Raw genomic sequence first — 19,793 nt, forward strand, 5'->3', positions numbered from 1 at the left:
CCGGCGCTTGCCACTACCATGGGCCGCCCAGCTCCCGCAGCCACGCATGAGCACCAGCTTGCCCCCCGGCCGGGGCGAGGTCGCCCGCCTCGTCCAGGCGCAGGACTGGGCGTCCACGCCCTTGGGGGAATCCACGCGCTGGCCGCCGGCGCTGCTCACCGTGGCCGGCGTGATGTTCAACGCCGCCCGCCCGATGTGCGTGGCCTGGGGGCCCCAGCTGGCGCTGCTGTACAACGATGCCTTCCGGCCCCTCCTGGGCGACCGGCATCCCGCTGCCCTGGGCCGCCCCCTGCGCGAGGCCTGGCCCGAAGCCTGGCCTTGCATCGGCCGCCTGCACGAGCAAGCCCTGGCCGGCGAAGCGGCCCGGGCCGACGACGTCGAATGCACCATCCGGCGCGACGGCGTCGAGGTGCAATCCTGGTTCGACGTGTCCTGCAGTCCCGTCCACGAGGGCGACCAGGTGGCCGGCGTGCTGTGCCTGATCGACGAGACCACCGGCCGCGTGCTGGCCGATCGCGACCGCCACGACGAGTACCGGCGGCTGCAGCAATGGTTCGCCCAGGCGCCCAACCTGCTGGCGGTGCTGCGCGGGCCGCAGCACGTGATCGAGGTCGCGAACAAGGCCGTGCACGAGCTCACCAGCCACAGCGACATGGTGGGCCTGACCGTGCGCGAGGCCCTGCCGGACCTGGAAGGTCAAGGCTACATCGGGCTGCTCGACGAGGTGTACCGCAGCGGCATCCCCTTCGTCGGCCGGTCGATGGCGGTGCAGTTCCGCCGCAGGCGCCAGGCGCCGCTGGAAGACCGGCTGTTCGACTTCGTGTTCCAGCCGATCCGCGACGACGCGGACCGCGTCGTCGGCATCTTCTTCTCGGCCGTCGACGTCACCGAGTCGGCGCAGGCCGCCGCGGCGCTGCGCGCCAGCGAACGCAAGCTGCGGGCCGCCACCGAAGGCGCCGGCGTCGGGACCTGGGATCTCGACCTCGTGACCGGCCGCGGCAGCTGGTCCGAGCGTGGCGAAGCCCTGATGGGGCTCGGCCGCCGCGAGTTCACGGCCACCGACTGGGACGAAGCCTTGCACCCCGACGACCGGCCGGCCGTGCAGGCGGCCTGGCAGGAGGCGATGGCACACAACCGGCCCTACGAGGTCGAGACCCGCACGCTCGCGACCGCCGAGGACGGCGGGCCGCGCTGGGTGCTGGGGCGCGGCATGTTCGAGCAGGATGCCTCCGGCCAGGCCATCGCCGCCTGCGGCGTGCTGCTCGACGTGACCGAACGCCACCGCGCGCAGGAGGCGGCCCGGCAGGCGCAGGAGGCCTTGCGGACCGCCGAGGAAAGCATGCAGCTGGCCATGCAGATCGGCGCCGCCGGCACCTGGGACTGGGACATGGTCAGCGGCCGCCTGCAGTGGTCGCGCAGCCGCTTCGAAGTGCTGGGCATGGAGCCCACGCCCACCGGCGAGGCGAGCATGGAGGTTTGGCTCAACTCCATCCCTCCCGAGGACGTGCCCGCGCTGCAGGCCGAATGGCAGCGGGCCCTGGCCGCGCACGATGTGTTCCGCTCCGAGCACCGGTACCGGCGCGTCGACGGCCGGCTGATCTGGGTGTCGGCGGCCGGCCGCTTCTTCTATGGCGACGACGGCGAGCCGGTGCGCTTCGTCGGCGTGTTCTTCGACATCAGCCGGCGCAGGAAGGCCGAGGAGGCGCTGCGCAACGCCGACCGCCGCAAGGACGAATTCCTGGCCACGCTGGCGCACGAGCTGCGCAACCCGATGGCGCCGATCCGCAACGGCCTGGCCATCCTGCGCGTGCCCGGCCTGGAGCCCGGCACGCGCGGGCGCATGCTGGAGCTGATGGAGCGCCAGGTGCAGCACATGGTGCGGCTGGTCGACGACCTGCTGGAGGTCTCGCGCATCACGCGCGGCAAGATCGAGCTGCGCCGCGAAGTGGTGGAACTGCGCTCGGTCGTGCGCGCCAGCCTGGAGGGCCAGCAGCCGCAGTTCCATGCCGCCCAGCACGAGGTGCGCGTGGACCTGCCGCCGCAGCCGGTGCTGGTGGACGCCGACCCGACCCGCATGGCGCAGGTGGTGGACAACCTGCTGAACAACGCCTGCAAGTACACGCCCGACGGCGGGCGCGTGCGCATCGGGCTGCACGTCGAAGGCGACCAGGCGGTGCTGGCCGTGCAGGACAACGGCACCGGCATTCCGGCCGACATGCTGGACCGGGTGTTCGACCTGTTCACGCAGATCGACCGGACCCTGGGGCGCGCCAAGGGCGGGCTGGGCATCGGCCTGGCGCTGGTGCAGCAACTCGTGCGCATGCACGGCGGCACGGTGCAGGCGCAGAGCGAAGGCATAGGCGCGGGCGCGCGCTTCACGGTGCGGCTGCCGCTGCTGGCCGCCGACACCGGCCCGGGCGCGGCCGGCGGCGCTCCGGAACTCGCCGCTGCGGCCCAGCCGCTGCGGGTGCTGGTGGTGGATGACAACCATGATGCCGCCGACAGCCTGGCCCTGCTGCTGGAGGCGGGCGGCCACCAGGCGCGCACCGCCTACGACGGCTTCGAGGCGCTGCGGGCGGTGCCCGAGTTCAGGCCCCGCTGGGTGCTGCTGGACATCGGCATGCCCGGCATGGACGGGCACGCGGTGGCCCGCGCCCTGCGGGAGCGCCCCGGTGGCGAGCAGCTCCGACTGGTGGCGGTCACCGGCTGGGGCCAGGCCGACGATCGCCGGCTGACGCAGGCGTCGGGCTTCGACGCGCACCTGGTCAAGCCGGTGGAGCCGGGCACGCTGCTGCGGCTGCTGGAGCAGGACGAACTGGCGAATCCGGTGTAGCTGTACCGCCGATGACCTGCGGCGCCCATTGCAACCGCACTTCCGACCGAGTCCTACAGGGCCGCGCGTCCGGCGGGAGGACAGTGCAACCTGAACAAGGAGGTTGCGCATGGCCAAGGAAGACCTGGCATTCGAACACCTCGGCCCCACGGTCCGGCTCGACGAGGACGCGCGCACGGCCGAACGCCTGAGCCTGGCGCGACAGCTGCCCAAGCGCACGGTGGCGCTGGTGCTGGCCGGCGGGCGCGGCTCGCGCCTGCACGAGCTGACCGACCGCCGCGCCAAGCCGGCGGTGTACTTCGGGGGCAAGTTCCGCATCGTCGACTTCGCCCTGTCCAACTGCATCAACTCCGGCATCCGCCGCATCGGCGTGCTGACGCAGTACAAGTCGCATTCGCTGCTGCGCCACCTGCAGCGCGGCTGGAATTTCCTGCGCGGCGAGGCCAACGAGTTCATCGACCTGCTGCCGGCCCAGCAGCGCATCAACGAGGCCGACTGGTACCGCGGCACGGCCGACGCGATCTTCCAGAACATCGACATCCTGAAGTCCTACGCGCCCGAGTACATCCTGGTGCTGGCCGGCGATCACGTCTACAAGATGGACTACTCGCTGATGCTGCTGGACCACGTGGAGTCGGGCGCGCGCTGCACCGTGGGCTGCATCGAGGTGCCGCGCATGGAAGCCACCGCGCTGGGCGTGATGGCGATCGACGAGCGCCGCCGCATCACCCACTTCCTGGAAAAGCCGGTCGACCCACCCGGCATGCCCGGCAAGCCCGACCGCGCGCTGGGCAGCATGGGCATCTACGTGTTCGATGCCGAGTACCTGTACGGGCTGCTGGAGGAGGACGGCGCCGACAGCGCGTCGCAGCGCGATTTCGGCAAGAACGTGATCCCCCGGCTGGTGGCCAGTGGCAACGTGCTGGCCCATCCGCTCAACCTGTCCAGCGTGCCGGCCAGCACGCGGCACAGCCCCTACTGGCGGGACGTCGGAACGGTGGACGCGTTCTGGGCGGCCAACCTGGACCTGGCCTCCAACATGCCGGAGCTGAACATCTACGACCGCGACTGGCCGATCTGGACCCACCAGGAGCAGCTGCCGCCGGCCAAGTTCGTGCCCGACGAGAAGGGGCGCCACGGCAGCATCGCCAACGTGATCGTCTCGGGCGGCTGCATCGTCTCCGGCTCGGACCTGAGCCAGTCGGTGCTGTTCTCCAGCGTGCGCGTGCACTCGTGCTGCAACATCCGCGAGGCGGTGATCCTGCCCGGCTGCGAGATCGGCCGGGGCAGCAAGCTCTCGCGCGTGGTGATCGACCGCGGCTGCCGGATCGCCGAGGGCACCGTGATCGGCGAGGACGCGCAGGCCGACGGCGAGCGCTTCCACCGCACCGGCAGCGGTATCGTGCTCGTGACCAAGGAGATGCTCGGGCAGGGCTGAGGTCGGCGCCGCCGGCCGCCGGTGCGCCGGCCGGCGGGCACAATCGCGGCCTGCGCTCGTTGCCTCCCCGCCCGTTCATGACCGCACCGGCACCCGCCCCCAGTTCCCTTCCCCCCTTCCGGACCCTCCCCGACCTGGTGCGCGAGCACGCCGCTGCGCGGCCGCAGCACACCGCCCTGGTCCAGGGCGGGCAGCGCCTGTCCTGGGGTGGACTCGATGGCTTGGTGGACCGGGTCGCTGCAGCATTGCAGCGGGACGGCGTGCAGCCGCGGCAGAGCATCGCGATCAGCGGGGCCAACGGCATCGGGTACGCCGTGCTGTTCCTCGGGGCCCTGCGCGCCGGCGTGGCCGTGGCCCCGCTGCCCACCGGCGCCACGCCGCAGCAGCTGGCCGGGATGGTCGAGGACAGCGGCGCGCGGCTGCTGTTCGCCGACGACACGGTGCCGGCGCTGGAGGTTGCCGTGCCGCGCATCGCGATCGAGCCCGTCATCCCCGCCACCGCGCAGGCCCTGCGCGATGCGCCCCGGAGCACGAGCGAGTGGCTCGCCCCTGCAGGCACGCAACCGCAACCGGTCGCCATCCGGCCCGACTGGCCCTTCAACATCATCTATTCCTCCGGCACCACCGGCACGCCCAAGGGCATCGTGCAGTCGCACGGCATGCGCTGGGCGCACGTGGCGCGCGCGGAAGCGGGCGGCTACGGCCCCGGCTCGGTGGCCCTGCTGGCCACGTCGCTGTGCTCCAACACCACGCTGGTGTGCTTCTTCCCGGCGCTGTCTCGCGGCGGCACCATCGTGCTGACCCAGGGCCGCTTCGACGCCGGCGCCTACCTCGCGCTGGCCGAGCGCGAGCGCGCCACCCACGCCATGCTGGTCCCGGTGCAGTACCAGCGCCTGATGGCGCACCCCGACTTCGACCGCTTCGACCTGTCGTCCTTCGTCATGAAGTTCTGCACCAGCGCGCCGTTCCCCGCCGCGCTGAAGGCCGACATCCTGGAACGCTGGCCGGGCGGCCTGACCGAGTACTACGGCATGACCGAAGGCGGCGGCACCTGCATGCTGTTCGCGCACGAGTTCCCGCACAAGCTGCACACCGTGGGCCGCCCCGCCGAAGGCCACGACATCCGGCTGATCGACGAGGACGGCCGCGAGCTGCCGCCCGGCCAGGTCGGCGAAGTGGTGGGCCGCTCGGGCGCGATGATGACCGCGTACCACAACCAGCCCGGCAAGACGCGCGAAGCCGAGTGGTACGACGCGCAGGGCAACCGCTTCATCCGCACCGGCGACGTCGGCCGCTTCGACGAGGACGGCTTCCTGACCCTGATGGACCGTCGCAAGGACATGGTGATCAGCGGCGGCTTCAACATCTACCCGAGCGACCTCGAAGCGGTGCTGCGCGGGCACCCGGCGGTGGCCGACGTCGCCGTGGTCGGCGTGCCTTCGCCCGAGTGGGGCGAGTCGCCGGCCGCCTTCGTCGTGCCGAAGCCGGGTGCGCCGCAGGCCGAGGAACTGCGCGCCTGGGCCAACCAGCGCCTCGGCAAGACCCAGCGCCTGGCCGGCGTGCGCTACCTCGACGAACTGCCGCGCAGCGACATCGGCAAGGTGCTCAAGCGGCAGTTGCGGGAGCGGTACACGGCCTGAATGCGCCTGCCGGGCACCGCCTTCGACCGCCGTGCCCCTTGCTTGCAACCGCGTCAGCCACGCGCCCCCTGCCTAGGGCTAACCCCAATGATCCAGGAAAGTTCCCGTCGCTGTGCACGGTAGCGCACGGGGATATCCCGCAATGTCGTTTTCATTTGGGCAAATACACTGGATGCGGGATCCGAGAGGTCCTTTGGGAAGATGAGATCCGCCAGACTCATCTGGTTGGGCCCCCCTCACCGGGGGCCCTTTTTTTTGCCCTGCACCTTGCGGCGCGCCTCAACGCCGGGCCAGCGCCTGCCGGTACAAGGGCATCACCACCTGTGCCGCCTGCATCAACTGCGCCTCGCGATCCGTCGCCGAAGGGTGGGTGCTGAGGAACGCGGGCGGTCCGCCGCCGCCGGCGCTGCGCATCTTGCGCCACAGGCTCACCGCGGCCGTCGGGTCGAAGCCCGCTCGCGCGGCCAGCTCGACGCCGATGCGATCGGCCTCCAGCTCGGCCTGGCGGCTGCGCGGCAGCGTGAGCGTGACGTCGGCCACCATGTCGCCCAGCTGCGCCAGCCCCTCGTTGCCCGTCACGGCCGAGAGGATCGCCAGCGGCAGCTGCTGCACCTGCTGCGCCGACACCTGCTCGCGCACGTGCTCGCGCAAGGCGTGCGCCATCTCGTGCCCGATCACCGCCGCCAGCTCGGCATCGGTGAGCTGCAGCTGGTCGAGCAGGCCCGAGTACACGCCGATCTTGCCGCCGGCCATGCAGAAGGCGTTGATGTCGTTGGTGTCGAACAGGTGCGTCTCCCAGTTCCAGCGCAGGGCCTCGGGCCGGAACGCGCCGGTCGCCGGGATCAGGCGCGCGGTGACCGAGCGCACGCGCGCGACCTGGGCGGGATCGCGGTCGAGCACGCCCTCGGCGGCGGCCTCGCGCAGCAGTTCCTGGTAGGCCTGCGCCGACGCGGCCTGGATCTCTTCGGAGCTGATGGCCATGCGCTGCGTGCGCGTGACGCCGACCGCGCCCGGCTGGGTGGTCTGCACGGTCTCGCAGCCGGCGGTGCCGAGCGCCAGCGCCAGGACCGTGGCCTGCAGGGCCGCGTGGGAGCGGGTGAGTCGCTTCATGCACGCCTCATCCGCAGGAGACCTTGGCCGACTTCACTTCCTCGAACCAGCTGAGGGGGCCGGCATGCAGGTCGGGCACCTGCTGGCCCGGCTCGAGCAGCGAACTGCGATCGCGGAAATCCTCGTTGTCGAAGGTGATCACGGTCGCCCGGGGGCCGACGACCGCGCTGTGCCAGTCGCGCCAGACATTGCTGGGCAGGCTCATGTTGGCCAGCTGCACCGGCCCGGCCAGCGTGAGCGAATCGCCCTTGAAGTCCTTGCCGTCATAGAAACGCACCCAGCAGCCCTCGGCCAGCTGCGGGCTGCCGCCCTGCGCAGGAGGCAGCAGGACGAGCGAGGCCGACGGTGCCGCCGGCGGGCTGGTGCCGGAGCGCTGCGGCAAGGTGCCGGCCGATGCGCCGGCCCTCGTGGACGGCGATGCGCCCGGCGCCGGCGACAGGGTGATGGTCGATGGCACGCCCATCGAAGCCGTTCCGGACGTTCCGGGCTGGTAGGCATGGGCCATGGCCACCTGCGTGTCGAGCAGCGCGCGGTTGGCTTGCCGGATGGCCTGGTTGCGGCGCTCGCCGGCCGGCTGCTGCGCCATCGCCTGGACCGCCTGGCGCAGCTGGTCGGCCGTCTGCATCAGCCGCGTGACCGCGGCGTCGTAATCGCCGGCGCTGACGGTGCCGGAGCTGCGCAGTTCCGGCGGCAGCGACAGCATGGCCTGCTGGGTCTCCAGCAGGGCTTCGTGCGCCTTGGCGATGGCGGCCTCGCGATCGGGACCGGGTGGCCGGCCCGCCAGTGCCTCGATCGCCTGGCGCAGGCGGTCGGCGCTGGCCTGCAGGTGCTGCATGGAGGGCGTGTACACGGGCTGGGTGCCGATCACGGCGCCGCCGCCGGTGGCGGAGCCGGGCGCCGTGGACGGTGCCCCGGGGTTGCCTTGCGCCAGCGCCATGGCGCCGGCCATGGCCGCGCCAGCCAGGACCAGGGAGGAATTCAATTGCATGGTGGACCATGCTGCGACCGGCTGCGCCTGCGCGTGTTGCAGGCCGTAAGCGAGGTGAACAGCCGCACGCCCGGCCGGCCGCGCCCGGCACCCGTGCTTACATTCGGGCAAATGCTTCCGGGCCCGGCACCTGGATGCCCCTCCCCGCGTGGGGGGAGGAAGAAGGGCCGGTCAGCCCACCTGCACCGGCACGAAGAGCATGTCGTCGCCGCGCTGCACCAGCAGGGCCACGCTCTTGCCGCCCTTGTCCACCGCGGCCCGGGCGGCCTCGACGGTCTTCACGGGGGTGCCGTTGACCGAAACGATCACGTCGCCCGGGCGCACGCCGGCCTTGGCCGCGGCGCCGGCGACCTGCTCGACCACCAGCCCGCCGCGACCGTCCCGCTCACCCAGCGGCCGCAGGGCCAGGCCCAGCTTGCCGCCGCTGGCGGGCGACGCCTGCCCGCCCGCATCGGCCTGCGCCTGCCGCTGCAGCGAACCGCCCAGCGTCGCGGCCAGGTCGACGCTCTGGCCCTGGCGCCAGACCTGCAGCTCGACTTTCTGGCCGGGCTCCATGGCGACCAGCTGCGCGGGCAAGTCGCCCGAGGTCACCACGGGCTGGCCATTCACCGAGTGGACCACGTCGCCCGACTTCAGGCCCGCCTTGTCGGCCGGGCTGCCGGGCTCGACGCTGGCCACCAGCGCGCCCTGCGGGCGGGGCAGCTTGAACGAGTCGGCCAGGGCCTGGTTGACCTCCTGCACGGTCACGCCCAGCCGCGCATGGTCGACCTTGCCATGCTGCACGATCTGCTGCTGGATGCGCGTGGCCAGGTCGATCGGGATCGCGAACGACACGCCCTGGTAGCCACCCGAGCGGCTGTAGATCTGCGAGTTGATGCCCACCACCTCGCCGCGCGAGTTGAACAGCGGGCCGCCCGAGTTGCCCGGGTTGATGGCGACGTCGGTCTGGATGAAGGCCACGCCGCTGCCGTCCGGCAGGCTGCGCGACTTGGCGCTGACCACGCCCGCGGTGACGGTGTTCTCGAAGCCGAACGGCGAGCCGATGGCCAGCACCCAGTCGCCCACGTCCAGGTTCTTCGTCGAGCCGAGCTTGACCGTGGGCAGGTCACTGGCGTCGATCTTGATGAGGGCGACGTCGGTCTTCTCGTCGCTGCCCAGCACCTTGGCCTTGAACTCGCGCCGGTCGGTGAGCTTGACCGTGACCTCGTCGGCGCCCTCGACCACGTGGGCATTGGTCAGGATCAGGCCGCTCGGATCGACGATGAAGCCCGAGCCGGCGCCGCGCACCGGCACCTCGCGCTCGAAGCCGGGTCCGCCGGGCGGCTGGAAGCGGCGGAAGAAGTCCAGCGGATCGCCCTCCATGCCGGGCAGGCCGGGCGCGGCGGCGGTCTTGCGGGTGCCCGAGACGGTGATGTTGACGACGGCGGGACCCTGCTCGCGCGTGATCTGCGCGAAGTCGGGCATGCGCGCGGGCGAGTTGGCGGCCGGTTGCGTGACCGCGGCCTGCGCGGCCGGCGTGCGATGCGCCAGCTCGACACCGGCGCCGCCGACGATGCCGGCGGCCGCCAGGGCGAGCACGAGGGGGGCGGAACGGAAGCGGTTCATGGGGCAGTCCTCCTGGAAGGGATGTCGATGCCCGTGACTGTGCGCGCTGCGTCTTAGGCCTCGCTTAAGGCAGAACGGGTCACTGCGGCCTCGAGCCGCAATCCATCACCCGTCGCCTGAACACGCGCCGCTGTTCAGGGGGCGTCGGGAGATGGATCCCGGCTTGCGCCGGGATGACATGGGAGAGGCGGGCATGGCGGATGACATGGGAGAGGCGGGCATGGCACATGTGCCGTGTCATTGCGGCCTCGAGCCGCAATCCATCACCCGTCGCCTGAACACGCGCCGCCGTGCAGGGGCGCCGGGATGACATCGGGTCGTCACGGGAACTGCACCTCCACCCGCAAGCCGCCCAGCCGCTGCGATTCGGCCAGGCGCAGCTGCGCGCCGTGCCGCCGCGCGATCGCCGCCACGATCGGCAATCCGAGGCCGCTGCCGGACGCATCCTGCCCGGGCGCGCGCCAGAAGCGGTCGAACACGCGTTCGCGCGCGGCGGGCGGCACACCGGGCCCGCTGTCCTCCACCGCCAGCAGCGCCCCTGCTGCCGCTCCCTGCGCCAGGACGATGTCGACCTGCCCGCCGGCCGGCGCGTACTTGATCGCGTTGTCCAGCAGGTTGCGCAGCAGCGTGCGCAGGCCTTCGGCATCCCCTTGCACGGCGACCGGCCCGTCCGGCGGATCGACCAGTCCGACGTCGACGTCCTTCGCACGCGCCAGCGGCAGGACGTCGGCCACCGCCTCCCGGCACAGTCCCTGCAGCTCGACGGCGTCGAACGCGCCGGCCGGCCCGGCTTCCTCGCGCGCCAGCGACAGCAGCTGCGTGACCAGCCCGATCGCACGGGCGATGCCCTGCTCCAGCCGCACCAGCGCGGCGTCGCGGGCCGGACCCGCGGGCTCGCGCTGCATCGACTGCGCCTGCAACTTGAGCGCCGTGAGCGGCGAGCGCAGCTCGTGCGCCGCGTCGGCGACGAAGCGCTGCTGCGCGGCGAGCGCCTCGCGCACCCGGCCGAACAGCGCATTGAGGTCGCGCACCAGCGGCTGCACCTCCTGCGGCAGGCCGGCCGGATCCAGCGGCGACAGGTCCTCGGCCGGCCGCGCCGCCACCTGCCGCCGCAGCCGCTGCACCGGCGCCAGCGACAGGTCGATCACGAACCACACGGCCAGCATCAGCAGCAGGCCGAGCAGCGCCACCGGCAGCACCGCGTCCAGCGCCAGGGCGCGGGCGCGGGCCTGCCGCCGGTCGAGGTCCTGCGCGATCTGCACGGCGCGGTCGCCGGCGCGCAGGGTGTACAGGCGGTAGCGGGTGCCGTCCACCCGCTCCTCGGAAAAGCCGATCACCGCCGGCGGCGGCAGCGCCGGGCCGGCCCGGAACAGCAGCACGCCGTCGCCGGCCCAGATCTGCACCGTGTAGTCCATGTCGCCGGCGCCGGGGCGCAGCGGCACGCCGGCCTGCGCCGAACGCGCCAGCGCCTGCAACTGGGCGTCGAACAGGGCGTCGGCGTTGCGCAGCGCGGTGCGGTAGGCGCTGGCCGCCTGCAGCCCGCTGGCCAGCGCCACCGCGGCCAGCACCAGCCAGAGCAGGCGCCGGCGCAGCGAATGCGCGGGCGTGCCCCCGGGATCATTCGCGCGGGACGACATAGCCCAGTCCGCGCACCGTCTGGATCAGCCCGGCGCCCAGCTTCTTGCGCACGCCGTGCACGTAGACCTCCACCGCGTTGCTGCTGATGTCCTCCTTCCAGCCGTAGAGTTTTTCCTCCAGCTGCGCGCGCGAGAACACCACGCCGGGGCGCAGCAGCAGGGGCTCCAGCACCGCCCACTCGCGCGCCGACAGCGCCACCGGTCGGCCGGCCAGGGTGGCTTCGCGGGTGGCCGGGTTGAGCGTCACGTCCTTGTGGCGGATCAGCGCCTCGCCGCGGCCAGCGCTGCGCCGCACCAGCGCGCGCAGGCGGGCCAGCAGCTCGCTGGTGTCGAAGGGCTTGACCAGGTAGTCGTCGGCGCCGGCGTCGAGCCCGGCGACCCGGTCGGCCACCGCATCGCGGGCCGTGGCCACCAGCACCGGCGTCCGGTCGCCGCGCGCGCGCAGGCGCGAGAGCACGTCCAGGCCGCTGCCCTGGGGCAGGCCCAGGTCCAGCACCACGGCGTCGTAGCCCTCGCCAGCCAGCGCCGCCTCGGCCAGCGCCGCATCGCGCACCCAGTCGGCCGCCCAGTGGTCGGCGCGCAGCGCCCCCTGCACCGCCTCGCCGATCATGCCGTCGTCCTCGACCAGCAGCACCCGCATGCCAAGCCCGTCCGTGGAAAAAGCCGATGCTGCGGCCGGCGCCGGCGCAGCCCTGTAGGAGGCCGCCGGGTCCGGGGCGCAGCGCCGCTTCGACCCGCTGCAGCGCAACCGGTTCCGGCCGCCAGGCCGGCGGGGACCGGGATTGCCCGGTACCCGAGGTCGATTTGTGCAAATACAGTTGGGGCATGAAGCCATCCCCCTCATCCCCGGCCGAGCCCGTCGCCGGCGTGCTGGCCGGCCTGGTGGCCGGCGCCGCCTACCTGCTGGCGCAAATGGGCTTTGCGGCCACGGTGCAGGGCGGCGTCGGCTGGGAGCCGCTGCACCGCATCTCGGCCATGCTGCTGGGCGAGGGCGCGCTGCCGCCGCCGGCCGACATCGACCTGACCATCGGCGGCTTCGGCCTGTTGATCCACTTCGCGCTCGCCATCAACTTCGGCCGCGTGGTCGACCTGCTGGTGCGTGATCGCGGCCTGCCCGCCGCCTGCCTGCGCGGCGCCGCGGTCGGCCTGGCGCTCTACGCGCTGAACTTCTGGGTCATCGCGCCGGCGCTGTTCCCCTGGTTCGAGAACAACCGCGGACTCACCACCCTCGCCGACCACCTGCTGTTCGGCGCCGTCGCCGGCGCAGCGTACGTGCAGCTGCGGGCCTGGCTGCAGATGCGCCGGGCGGCGGCCCCGCAGAACGCCTGAGGGGTCCTGCCCCGGACCCCGGCGCCGCTCCGATCGGCTGCCTATCATTGCGCGCATGTCCACCCCTCGCCGCGCGGCCCGGGCCGCGCCGACACCGGCGCCCGAACTCTCTGCGTCCGCCCTGCGCGTGCTGCGCCAGTTCCGCATCGTCGTCAACAGCGTCAAGTCGCACTTCCGCTCGGTCGAGAGCAAGGCCGGGGTGTCGGGGGCGCAGCTGTGGGCCCTCAGCGTGATCGGCGATGCGCCCGGCATCGGCGTCAGCCGGCTCGCCCGCACCATGGACATCCACCAGTCCACCGCCAGCAACCTGCTGCGCCCGTTGCTGGCCCAGGGACTGGTGCTGTCCGACCGCGTCCAGTCGGACCGGCGCGCCGTGCACCTGAGCCTGTCGGCCGCCGGAGCGCGCATCCTGAAGAAGGCGCCGGGCCCCTTCAGCGGCGTGCTGCCGCAGGCCCTGACGGAACTGGATCCGCGCACGCTCGCCCGGCTGGACCGCGACCTCGGCCAGCTGATCGAGCGCCTGGGTGCCGACGGCAAGGCGGGCAAGATCCCGCTGTGGCAGACGACGCGCTGACTGCCCCGCCGGGCACCGGCCGGTGCATGATGGTGGCCTGGACCACAGGAGCCTTGCCATGGAAACCCCCCAAGAAAACGACGAACCCGCCGCCGCCGCGCCATCGACCGCGGAGCCACGCAACGCCTTCCTGGAAGAGAAGGCCTTCAAGTCGCGCACGGTGCTGCTGTTCGGCGAGATCAGCGACCGCTCGGCCGCCGACATCGCGCGGCGCCTGATCGCGCTGGATGCCGACTCGGACCGGACCATCGACATGCTGGTCAGTTCGCCCGGCGGCCACCTGGAATCGGGCGACGCCATCCACGACATCATCCGGTTCATCGCCGCGCCGGTGAACATGATCGGCACCGGCTGGGTCGGCAGCGCCGCCACGCACCTGTACCTGGCCGTGCCGCGCGAGCGGCGCTACTGCCTGCCCAACACCCGCTTCCTGATCCACCAGCCCAGCGGCGGTGCCGGCGGGCCGGCCAGCGACATCGCAATCCATGCGCGCGAGATCATCAAGGCGCGCGAGCGCATCGCGCAGACGATTTCGCGCGAGACCGGCAGGCCGCTGGACAGCGTGCTGGCCGACATCGAGCGCGACCGCTGGCTGTCGGCCGAGGAAGCGATCGACTACGGGCTGGTGGGCCGCATCATCCAGAACAAGTCGGAACTGCGCCGCTGAGGGCGCCGGACACCCGATCGAAGCCGGGCCGATGCCCGGCTTTTTTTCTGGGCGCGCCGACCTGGCGCCACGACCTCGCCAGCGCGCGCCAGGTTCGCGAGAAAAAGTAACTTCTGCGGCATCCGCGCCGGCGTTACACGTCGTGAATCCTTCACTGCTGCGAACCGCTGCCGCCACACCCCCGTCGCCGGCCAACCTCATCCATTCGAACGGATGAGCCAATCGCCGCAGTGGGCCCGTCCATTGCATCGAATGGCCGCGCCAAACCCGCCCCTGTCGAGTTGGATGCCATCCCACACCCGGTGAAGCAACTCACGAACTTGGTTACCGGCGTAGGCCTGCGCCCTACAGCGGTGTCGGACGCCTCCTACTACATTCGCGCCTCCTGCTGAGGTTGGGCAGGTGCTTCGAAACCCGCTCCGCACGGCTGGGGCCCCGTCGAAGGCACGAGCGCCCGCCCGGCATTCCTGTCAACGCGGGCCGAGGACGGAGATGCGAGAGCGACTCGCCGAAGCCCCTCTTACATCGGGTTGTTGGACATGAAGAGGCGCATATTCATCCAGGGTGGCTCGGCCGCCCTCGCAACGACGCTCGCGGCCTGCGGCGGTGGCGGCGGTGCCGCCGGCGACGCTCCCCTGGGCACCGAACTGGTGGGCGACGAACTGGCCAAGCGGCCGGCCGACAAGCCGCTGCCGCCCGGCAAGCAGCCTGCGCCGACGCCGGCGCCCGAACCGACCCCCGCCCCCACGCCCGAGCCGACGCCGGCGCCAACCCAGGCGCCCGTCAACGGCATCGCCTACCCGTTCGGCTCACGGCTGGTGCCCTACTCCGCCGGCATCCTGCCGAACAACGTGTCCAACGCCACCATGGACACCGTGATCCGGCGCAGCTACGACGCCTGGAAGGCCCAGGCCATCGCCGACGTGCCCACGGTGCCGGGCGGCAAGGCGGTGCGCTTCGGCAACTCGGGCACTTACCTCACCGTTTCGGAGGGCATGGGCTACGGCATGCTGCTCACGGTGGTGATGGCCGGCCACGACCCGAACGCCCGCGCCATCTTCGACGGCCTGCTCACCACGGTGCGCGCGCGTCCGGCCTACAGCATCCCGGCCAGCTCCGGCGGGCCCTGGCTGATGGACTGGCGGCTGACCATCGACGGCTCCTCCACCGACGCCGCGGGCGGCGGCTGGAACGCCATGGACGGCGACCTGGACATCGCCATGGCGCTGCTGATGGCCGACCGCCAGTGGCGATCCGACACCGGCCGCTGGAACTACAGGCAGGAGGCGATCAACACCATCAACGCCATGAAGTCGTGGAACATGAAGCCGGACGGCACCACCAAGGGCATGGCGACGCCCGACGTGAGCCGCACCTCCGACTACATGATCAACCACTTCCGCGCGTTCGCGCGCGCCACCGGGGACAACTGGTGGGCCACCACGGTGATCGACCGCTGCTACTGGCTGATCGACCGCATGCAGTCGGTGTACTCGCCCGGCGTGGGCCTGATGCCCGACTTCATCGTGCAGACCAACACCGCGACGCCGGTGCCCTCGCCCGGCGGCATGGGCGACTTCGTGATGACGGAGATGCACTACTACGCCAACGCGCAGCGCAACCCCTGGCGCTGGGGCACGGACTACGTGTTCTCGGGCGACCAGCGCTGGCGCAGCGTGCTGAACAAGATGATGGCGTTCTTCAAGGCCGACACCGGCGGCGACCCCGCGCGCACGGCCACCGGCTACGCGCTGAATGGCACCATGCCTTCGCCGCTGTACCGCCCGTACCCGAACTGGACGCCCAAGGGCATGATCGGCCCGCAGCTGTGCGGCGCCCTGTGCGACCCGGCGCACCAGACCTACCTGAACGCGCTGTGGGCGTTCAATGCCAACAACTTCAGCACCGCGTACTACGACTCCGAACTGCAGCTGATCCCGATGCTGGTCGCGTCCGGGAACTGGTGGCAGCCGTGATGGTTCACTGAGGAAACCGCCGCGCGTGTCCCCGGCGGCGGGAAACGGCAGAATGCCTGCCATGCTCCTGCATGGCACGCTGCGCTCGGAAGTGGAACGGCGGTTGCGCGACTTCCCCGTGCGGCGGATCGATGCCGGCGCGCATCGGGCGGCCGCGGTGGTCGTCGCGCTGGTGGAGGAAGGCGAAGGCGCGGAGATTCCCGGCCTGGCACCGCCGCAGGGCTGGAGCCTCGAGGCCGCCCTGCTGCTCACGCGCCGCGCTCCGACGCTGGCCAGCCATTCGGGCCAGTGGGCCTTGCCGGGCGGGCGCATCGACGAGGGCGAAAGCCCGCAGGATGCGGCGCTGCGCGAGCTGCACGAGGAAGTGGGCCTGCGCCTGGACGCCGCACAGGTGCTGGGCCGCCTGGACGACTACGCGACCCGCTCGGGCTTCGTCATCACGCCGGTGGTGGTGTGGGCCGGCGCGGCGCGCGACATCGTTCCCAATCCCGCGGAAGTGGCCAGCGTCCATCGCGTGCGGCTGGCCGAATTCCTGCGGCCGGAGGCCCCCCTGCTGGAACCCTCCGACGAACCCGGCCGCCAGATCCTGCGCCTGCCGCTCGGCGACCGCTGGGTCGCGGCGCCGACCGCGGCCGTGATCTACCAGTTCCTGGAAGTCGGCCTGGCCGGCCGCGCCACCCGCGTGGCCCACTTCGACCAGCCCGAATTCGCGCGCCGCTGACGACGCCTCAGCTCCCCGCGACGATGTCGCGTGCGGCCGCCCGCGCCGTCAGGATGCAAGCCGGCAGGAAGGTCCCCTCCAGCGAGCGCTTGCCGCAGGCGCCGCCGCCGCCGAAGCCGGCCGCCTCGCCGACGCAATAGAGGCCGGAAATGGGCTGCCCGGCGCCACCGAGCACGCGGCTGCGCAGGTCCGTTTCCAGCCCGCCCAGGCTCTTGCGGGTGATGAGCTGGAGCTGGATCGCGATGTAGGGGCCGGCCCCGGGCTTCTGCAGGGGAGCCGGCCTGCAGGTGCGCAGGCGGTCCGGTCCCCACTCGCGGGCCTGGAGGATGCGGCGGACCTGCGGGTCCTCCTCGGGCCTGCCGCCGCCGGCGAAGTGGGCGTCGAAGGCGTCGGCCGTGGCCTGCAGCACCTCGGGCCGCACGTGCCCGCCGCCGGCGAGTGCATTCATCCGGGCCGCCAGTCCGGCGAGGCGGTCGTCCACCAGGAAATGCCGGCTCTCGCGCGCCAGCTGCCTGACCAGCCGGTGGTTGCCCAGCAGCGTCTCCTTGAGAAAGGCGACGATCTGGCGATCGCGGATGCGCGGGTTGTGCTCGGCACCGGAAACCGCCAGCTCCCGGGCGGCGATGCGCCAGTTCAGCAGGTGCCAGGTCCAGGGCTGTTCCTGGGCCGCCACGCGCTGGCAGAGGTCGTGCGTGTCGAAGCCGGTCACCAGCGGATCCGGGCCGATGCGCCGGCCCCGGTGATCCAGCCACAGCGCCGACTTGCAGGGAATCAGCGACAGGCCGTGGCCTTCGAAATGGGGCTGCGGATGCGGGATGCCGGCCGCGTAGTTCCACATCTCGCCGGCCGCGGTGAGGCGGCCGCCCAGCCCTTCCACCAGGTGGTGCAGCTTGCCGTCGGAGTGGGGATGGGCCCCATTGAGCATGGCCCGCGGCAGCGGCCGCCCGGGCGGCCAGTTGGCACGGCACTCCTGGTGGCCGCCGTTGAGGCCGCCCATGGCCAGCACCACCACCGGCGCGGCGAAACGCAGTTCCTCGCCGGTGGCCTCGTTCACGCCCGTGGCGCCGGCTACGGCGCCGGCGGCGTGCTCCAGGCCGGTGATGCGGGTGCGGCTGAGCAGCTGCAGCCGGCCCTGCCCGCCGGCGCGTTGCACGGCATCGATCATGCGCAGCGCCAGCAGCCGGGAGGTGCCCCACAGCACGTGGTAGCGCGGCACGGTGTTGCCGTTGCCCTGCAGGCCGCGCTCGACCCAGTTGACGGCCGGCAGGAACTTCAGGCCATGCGGGCCCGTGAGCCAGTCGTACACCTGCGCGCGGGAATGCTCCACGTAATGGCGCGCCCACTGCAGTCGCAGGGCGTCGGACTCGGGCAGTTCGCCGAAGCGGATCCAGTCGGCCAGGGCCACTTCGGGCGTGTCCCGGATCTTCCTGCGCGCCTGCAGCGGCGTTCCGACCAGCGCCATGCCGCCGAACGCCCAGAGGGCCAGGCCGCCCAGGCGGTCGCGGCTGTCGCGGTCCACCACCGTGACGGTCTGGCCCGCCTGCAGGCATTCGAGGGCCGTGACGAGGCCGGCGAGGCCGCCGCCCACCACCAGCACGTCGGACCGGAGGGTCCTGCTCATGGCGCCAGCTTCCGCTTCAGCGCCCGCGCGACGGGCGGCGGCAGGCTGCCCAGGGACCGCAGCAGGTACGGCAGCACCCGCAGCTTGAGGCCGGAGAAAACGCTGGGCACCACCGCTTCGATGAGGTGGGGACCGGGCGTCGCCAGGGCGCGCTCCAGGGCCGCGGTGAAATCCTCCGCGGTGCTGGCGCGCACGGCGGGAACGCCCAGGCCCTGCGCCAGCTGCACGAAGTCCAGGCCCGGGCTGGCCAGGTCGAGCTGGGCCTTGGCCCTGGGGCCCGCCTTCTCGGCGCCGACCCGCTCCAGTTCCACGTTCAGGATGCCGTAGGACCGGTTGTTGAAGACGATCGCGACGACATTCAGCCGCTCCCGCGCCAGGGTCCAGAGCGCCTGGAAGGTGTACATGGCGGAGCCGTCGCCCACCAGCGCCAGCACCGGCCGATCCGGGCAGGCGATCGCCGCTCCCACCGCGGCGGGCAGGGCCTGCCCGATGGCGCCGCCGGTGAGCGCGAGCACGTCGTGGCGCGGTGCGCCGGCGGTGAACAGGGGCAGCATGGTGCCGGAGGTCTGGGCCTCGTCCACCACGATCGCGTCCGGTGGCAGCAGGTGCCCGACGGCCTTGCACACCTTCTCGGCGGTCAGCTTGCCGCGCGGGCGCCCCGGCCGCCGCGATCCCTGCAGCACCGGCGTCGCCCCTTCGGTGCCCAGCCGCTGGCTCAAGGCTTCCAGGCTGCCCACGGCGTCCTGGGTGGGCGATGCCAGTTCGTGCACGGTGCAGCCTTGCGGCACCAGCCAGCTCTTCTTGCCGGGATAGGCGAAGAAGGACACCGGGGCGCGGGCGTCCACCAGCACCAGGTTCTGCAGCCCCGCCAGCTGCACCGAGGCCATCTCGGCCAGGTAGGCGATGCGCTCCACCGGCGGCAGGCCGGCGCCGCGCTCGAAGCGGGTCGGAAACACTTCGGCGAAGAGCCGGGCGCCGGTCGTGGCGGCGATGCGGGCGGCGGCCATGAGGGCCGGCTCGCGCAGGGCGCGCCCGCCCAGCAGGAGGGCGCTCCGGCCGCCGGCCTGCAGCGCGGCGGCGATCGCGGCGACGGTCGCGTCGTCGGCGCGCGGCGGTGGCGCAGCCTCCAGGGGCGGCCGCGGCACGCCGCCGTCGCCCCAGGACACGTCGGCCGGCAGGATGAGCGTGGCGACCTGCCCCGGCGGCCCCTTGGCTGCGGCAACGGCCTCCACCACGTCCTGGCACAGCGCCGCGGTGCTGCGCGAGGTGCGCACCCAGGTCGACACGTTGCGCGCCGCCGTCTCGATGTCCGATTGCAGCTGCGCGTCGTACGGCGCGTGGTGGATGGCGTGGTCGCCCACGATGTTGACCACCGGCACCTTGCCCCGGCGCGCGTTGTGCAGGTTGGCCAGCCCGTTGCCCAGGCCGCAGCCCAGGTGCAGCAGCGTCGCCGCCGGCTTGCCGGCCATGCGCGCATAGCCGTCGGCGGCGCCGGTGGCCACGCCCTCGAACAGGGTCAGCACGGCGCGCATCTGCGGCGCCGTGTCCAGCGCCGCGACGAAATGCATCTCCGACGTGCCGGGATTGGTGAAACAGGTGTCCACGCCTGCGTCCAGCAGGGTCCGCAGCATCGCTTGCGCGCCGTTGGCCATGG

Annotated in this window: 15 protein-coding genes; 8 read left to right on the top strand and 7 right to left on the bottom strand. The window is 72.4% G+C overall.

Features of this window, described 5'->3' with window-relative positions:
• The first annotated feature begins 46 nt into the window (after window positions 1-46).
• The 3 genes from V6M57_RS05040 to V6M57_RS05050 all read left to right on the top strand — a co-directional run bounded on the left by V6M57_RS05040 (window position 47) and on the right by V6M57_RS05050 (window position 5,911).
• On the top strand, window positions 47-2,833 hold the full coding sequence (locus V6M57_RS05040) for a hybrid sensor histidine kinase/response regulator (protein WP_332813890.1): 2,787 nt from the start codon (window positions 47-49) through the stop codon (window positions 2,831-2,833).
• 109 nt (window positions 2,834-2,942) lie between these two features.
• Entirely contained in the window at window positions 2,943-4,271 is a 1,329-nt protein-coding gene (gene glgC, locus V6M57_RS05045) for a glucose-1-phosphate adenylyltransferase (RefSeq protein ID WP_332813891.1), read from the top strand.
• A gap of 77 nt (window positions 4,272-4,348) precedes the next feature.
• Complete coding sequence (locus tag V6M57_RS05050) at window positions 4,349-5,911, top strand: class I adenylate-forming enzyme family protein (RefSeq protein ID WP_332813892.1); 1,563 nt, start codon at window positions 4,349-4,351, stop codon at window positions 5,909-5,911.
• Window positions 5,912-6,190: 279 nt separating this feature from the next.
• Here the strand turns inward: V6M57_RS05050 and V6M57_RS05055 are convergent, their stop codons facing one another.
• The 5 genes from V6M57_RS05055 to V6M57_RS05075 all read right to left on the bottom strand — a co-directional run bounded on the left by V6M57_RS05055 (window position 6,191) and on the right by V6M57_RS05075 (window position 11,891).
• Window positions 6,191-7,021, bottom strand: coding sequence for a M48 family metallopeptidase (locus tag V6M57_RS05055; protein ID WP_332813893.1), 831 nt, complete (start codon window positions 7,019-7,021; stop codon window positions 6,191-6,193).
• 7 nt (window positions 7,022-7,028) lie between these two features.
• A complete protein-coding gene (locus V6M57_RS05060; protein WP_332813894.1) occupies window positions 7,029-8,009 on the bottom strand; it encodes a beta/gamma crystallin domain-containing protein in 981 nt (326 codons plus the stop codon).
• 171 nt (window positions 8,010-8,180) lie between these two features.
• Window positions 8,181-9,614 carry a Do family serine endopeptidase gene (locus tag V6M57_RS05065; RefSeq protein WP_332813895.1) on the bottom strand — a complete coding sequence of 478 codons (1,434 nt, stop codon included), beginning with the start codon at window positions 9,612-9,614 and terminating at the stop codon, window positions 8,181-8,183.
• Window positions 9,615-9,934: 320 nt separating this feature from the next.
• Window positions 9,935-11,251 (bottom strand): ATP-binding protein, encoded by a 1,317-nt coding sequence (locus V6M57_RS05070; RefSeq protein WP_332813896.1) that lies wholly within the window; start codon window positions 11,249-11,251, stop codon window positions 9,935-9,937.
• Complete coding sequence (locus tag V6M57_RS05075) at window positions 11,232-11,891, bottom strand: response regulator transcription factor (protein ID WP_332813897.1); 660 nt, start codon at window positions 11,889-11,891, stop codon at window positions 11,232-11,234. The genes V6M57_RS05070 and V6M57_RS05075 overlap by 20 nt, the downstream gene beginning before the upstream one ends.
• A gap of 185 nt (window positions 11,892-12,076) precedes the next feature.
• On the opposite strand from V6M57_RS05075, the gene V6M57_RS05080 reads away from it, so the two are divergent.
• The 5 genes from V6M57_RS05080 to V6M57_RS05100 all read left to right on the top strand — a co-directional run bounded on the left by V6M57_RS05080 (window position 12,077) and on the right by V6M57_RS05100 (window position 16,518).
• The gene (locus V6M57_RS05080) at window positions 12,077-12,580 is read left to right on the top strand and encodes a hypothetical protein (RefSeq protein WP_332813898.1); all 504 of its coding nucleotides are present in this window, start codon (window positions 12,077-12,079) and stop codon (window positions 12,578-12,580) included.
• Window positions 12,581-12,635: 55 nt separating this feature from the next.
• The gene (locus V6M57_RS05085; protein ID WP_332813899.1) at window positions 12,636-13,154 is read left to right on the top strand and encodes a MarR family winged helix-turn-helix transcriptional regulator; all 519 of its coding nucleotides are present in this window, start codon (window positions 12,636-12,638) and stop codon (window positions 13,152-13,154) included.
• Window positions 13,155-13,212: 58 nt separating this feature from the next.
• The gene (locus V6M57_RS05090; protein ID WP_332813900.1) at window positions 13,213-13,821 is read left to right on the top strand and encodes an ATP-dependent Clp protease proteolytic subunit; all 609 of its coding nucleotides are present in this window, start codon (window positions 13,213-13,215) and stop codon (window positions 13,819-13,821) included.
• Between the two features lie 539 nt (window positions 13,822-14,360).
• Entirely contained in the window at window positions 14,361-15,797 is a 1,437-nt protein-coding gene (locus V6M57_RS05095; protein ID WP_332813901.1) for a glycosyl hydrolase family 8, read from the top strand.
• A gap of 61 nt (window positions 15,798-15,858) precedes the next feature.
• On the top strand, window positions 15,859-16,518 hold the full coding sequence (locus V6M57_RS05100) for an NUDIX hydrolase (RefSeq protein ID WP_332813902.1): 660 nt from the start codon (window positions 15,859-15,861) through the stop codon (window positions 16,516-16,518).
• Between the two features lie 7 nt (window positions 16,519-16,525).
• Here V6M57_RS05100 and V6M57_RS05105 read toward each other — a convergent pair whose 3' ends face one another.
• Together V6M57_RS05105 and V6M57_RS05110 are read right to left on the bottom strand one after the other, a co-directional pair.
• On the bottom strand, window positions 16,526-18,139 hold the full coding sequence (locus V6M57_RS05105; RefSeq protein WP_332813903.1) for an FAD-dependent oxidoreductase: 1,614 nt from the start codon (window positions 18,137-18,139) through the stop codon (window positions 16,526-16,528).
• Window positions 18,136-19,791, bottom strand: a complete 1,656-nt coding sequence (locus V6M57_RS05110; RefSeq protein WP_332813904.1) for an acetolactate synthase large subunit — start codon at window positions 19,789-19,791, stop codon at window positions 18,136-18,138. Before V6M57_RS05110 ends, V6M57_RS05105 begins: the two co-directional genes overlap by 4 nt.
• Window positions 19,792-19,793 lie beyond the last annotated feature (2 nt).

The organism is Ramlibacter sp. (genome assembly GCF_036676645.1).
Lineage (GTDB): Bacteria > Pseudomonadota > Gammaproteobacteria > Burkholderiales > Burkholderiaceae_C > Ramlibacter.

What these genes read in the sequence shown, in the direction of transcription:
- V6M57_RS05040 (WP_332813890.1), top strand. Translation starts at nt 47, where the DNA reads ATGAGCACCAGCTTGCCCCCCGGCCGGGGCGAGGTCGCCCGCCTCGTC.
- glgC (WP_332813891.1), top strand. Translation starts at nt 2,943, where the DNA reads ATGGCCAAGGAAGACCTGGCATTCGAACACCTCGGCCCCACGGTCCGG.
- V6M57_RS05050 (WP_332813892.1), top strand. Translation starts at nt 4,349, where the DNA reads ATGACCGCACCGGCACCCGCCCCCAGTTCCCTTCCCCCCTTCCGGACC.
- V6M57_RS05055 (WP_332813893.1), bottom strand. Translation starts at nt 7,021, where the DNA reads ATGAAGCGACTCACCCGCTCCCACGCGGCCCTGCAGGCCACGGTCCTG.
- V6M57_RS05060 (WP_332813894.1), bottom strand. Translation starts at nt 8,009, where the DNA reads ATGCAATTGAATTCCTCCCTGGTCCTGGCTGGCGCGGCCATGGCCGGC.
- V6M57_RS05065 (WP_332813895.1), bottom strand. Translation starts at nt 9,614, where the DNA reads ATGAACCGCTTCCGTTCCGCCCCCCTCGTGCTCGCCCTGGCGGCCGCC.
- V6M57_RS05070 (WP_332813896.1), bottom strand. Translation starts at nt 11,251, where the DNA reads ATGTCGTCCCGCGCGAATGATCCCGGGGGCACGCCCGCGCATTCGCTG.
- V6M57_RS05075 (WP_332813897.1), bottom strand. Translation starts at nt 11,891, where the DNA reads ATGCGGGTGCTGCTGGTCGAGGACGACGGCATGATCGGCGAGGCGGTG.
- V6M57_RS05080 (WP_332813898.1), top strand. Translation starts at nt 12,077, where the DNA reads ATGAAGCCATCCCCCTCATCCCCGGCCGAGCCCGTCGCCGGCGTGCTG.
- V6M57_RS05085 (WP_332813899.1), top strand. Translation starts at nt 12,636, where the DNA reads ATGTCCACCCCTCGCCGCGCGGCCCGGGCCGCGCCGACACCGGCGCCC.
- V6M57_RS05090 (WP_332813900.1), top strand. Translation starts at nt 13,213, where the DNA reads ATGGAAACCCCCCAAGAAAACGACGAACCCGCCGCCGCCGCGCCATCG.
- V6M57_RS05095 (WP_332813901.1), top strand. Translation starts at nt 14,361, where the DNA reads ATGAAGAGGCGCATATTCATCCAGGGTGGCTCGGCCGCCCTCGCAACG.
- V6M57_RS05100 (WP_332813902.1), top strand. Translation starts at nt 15,859, where the DNA reads ATGCTCCTGCATGGCACGCTGCGCTCGGAAGTGGAACGGCGGTTGCGC.
- V6M57_RS05105 (WP_332813903.1), bottom strand. Translation starts at nt 18,139, where the DNA reads ATGAGCAGGACCCTCCGGTCCGACGTGCTGGTGGTGGGCGGCGGCCTC.
- V6M57_RS05110 (WP_332813904.1), bottom strand. Translation starts at nt 19,791, where the DNA reads ATGGCCAACGGCGCGCAAGCGATGCTGCGGACCCTGCTGGACGCAGGC.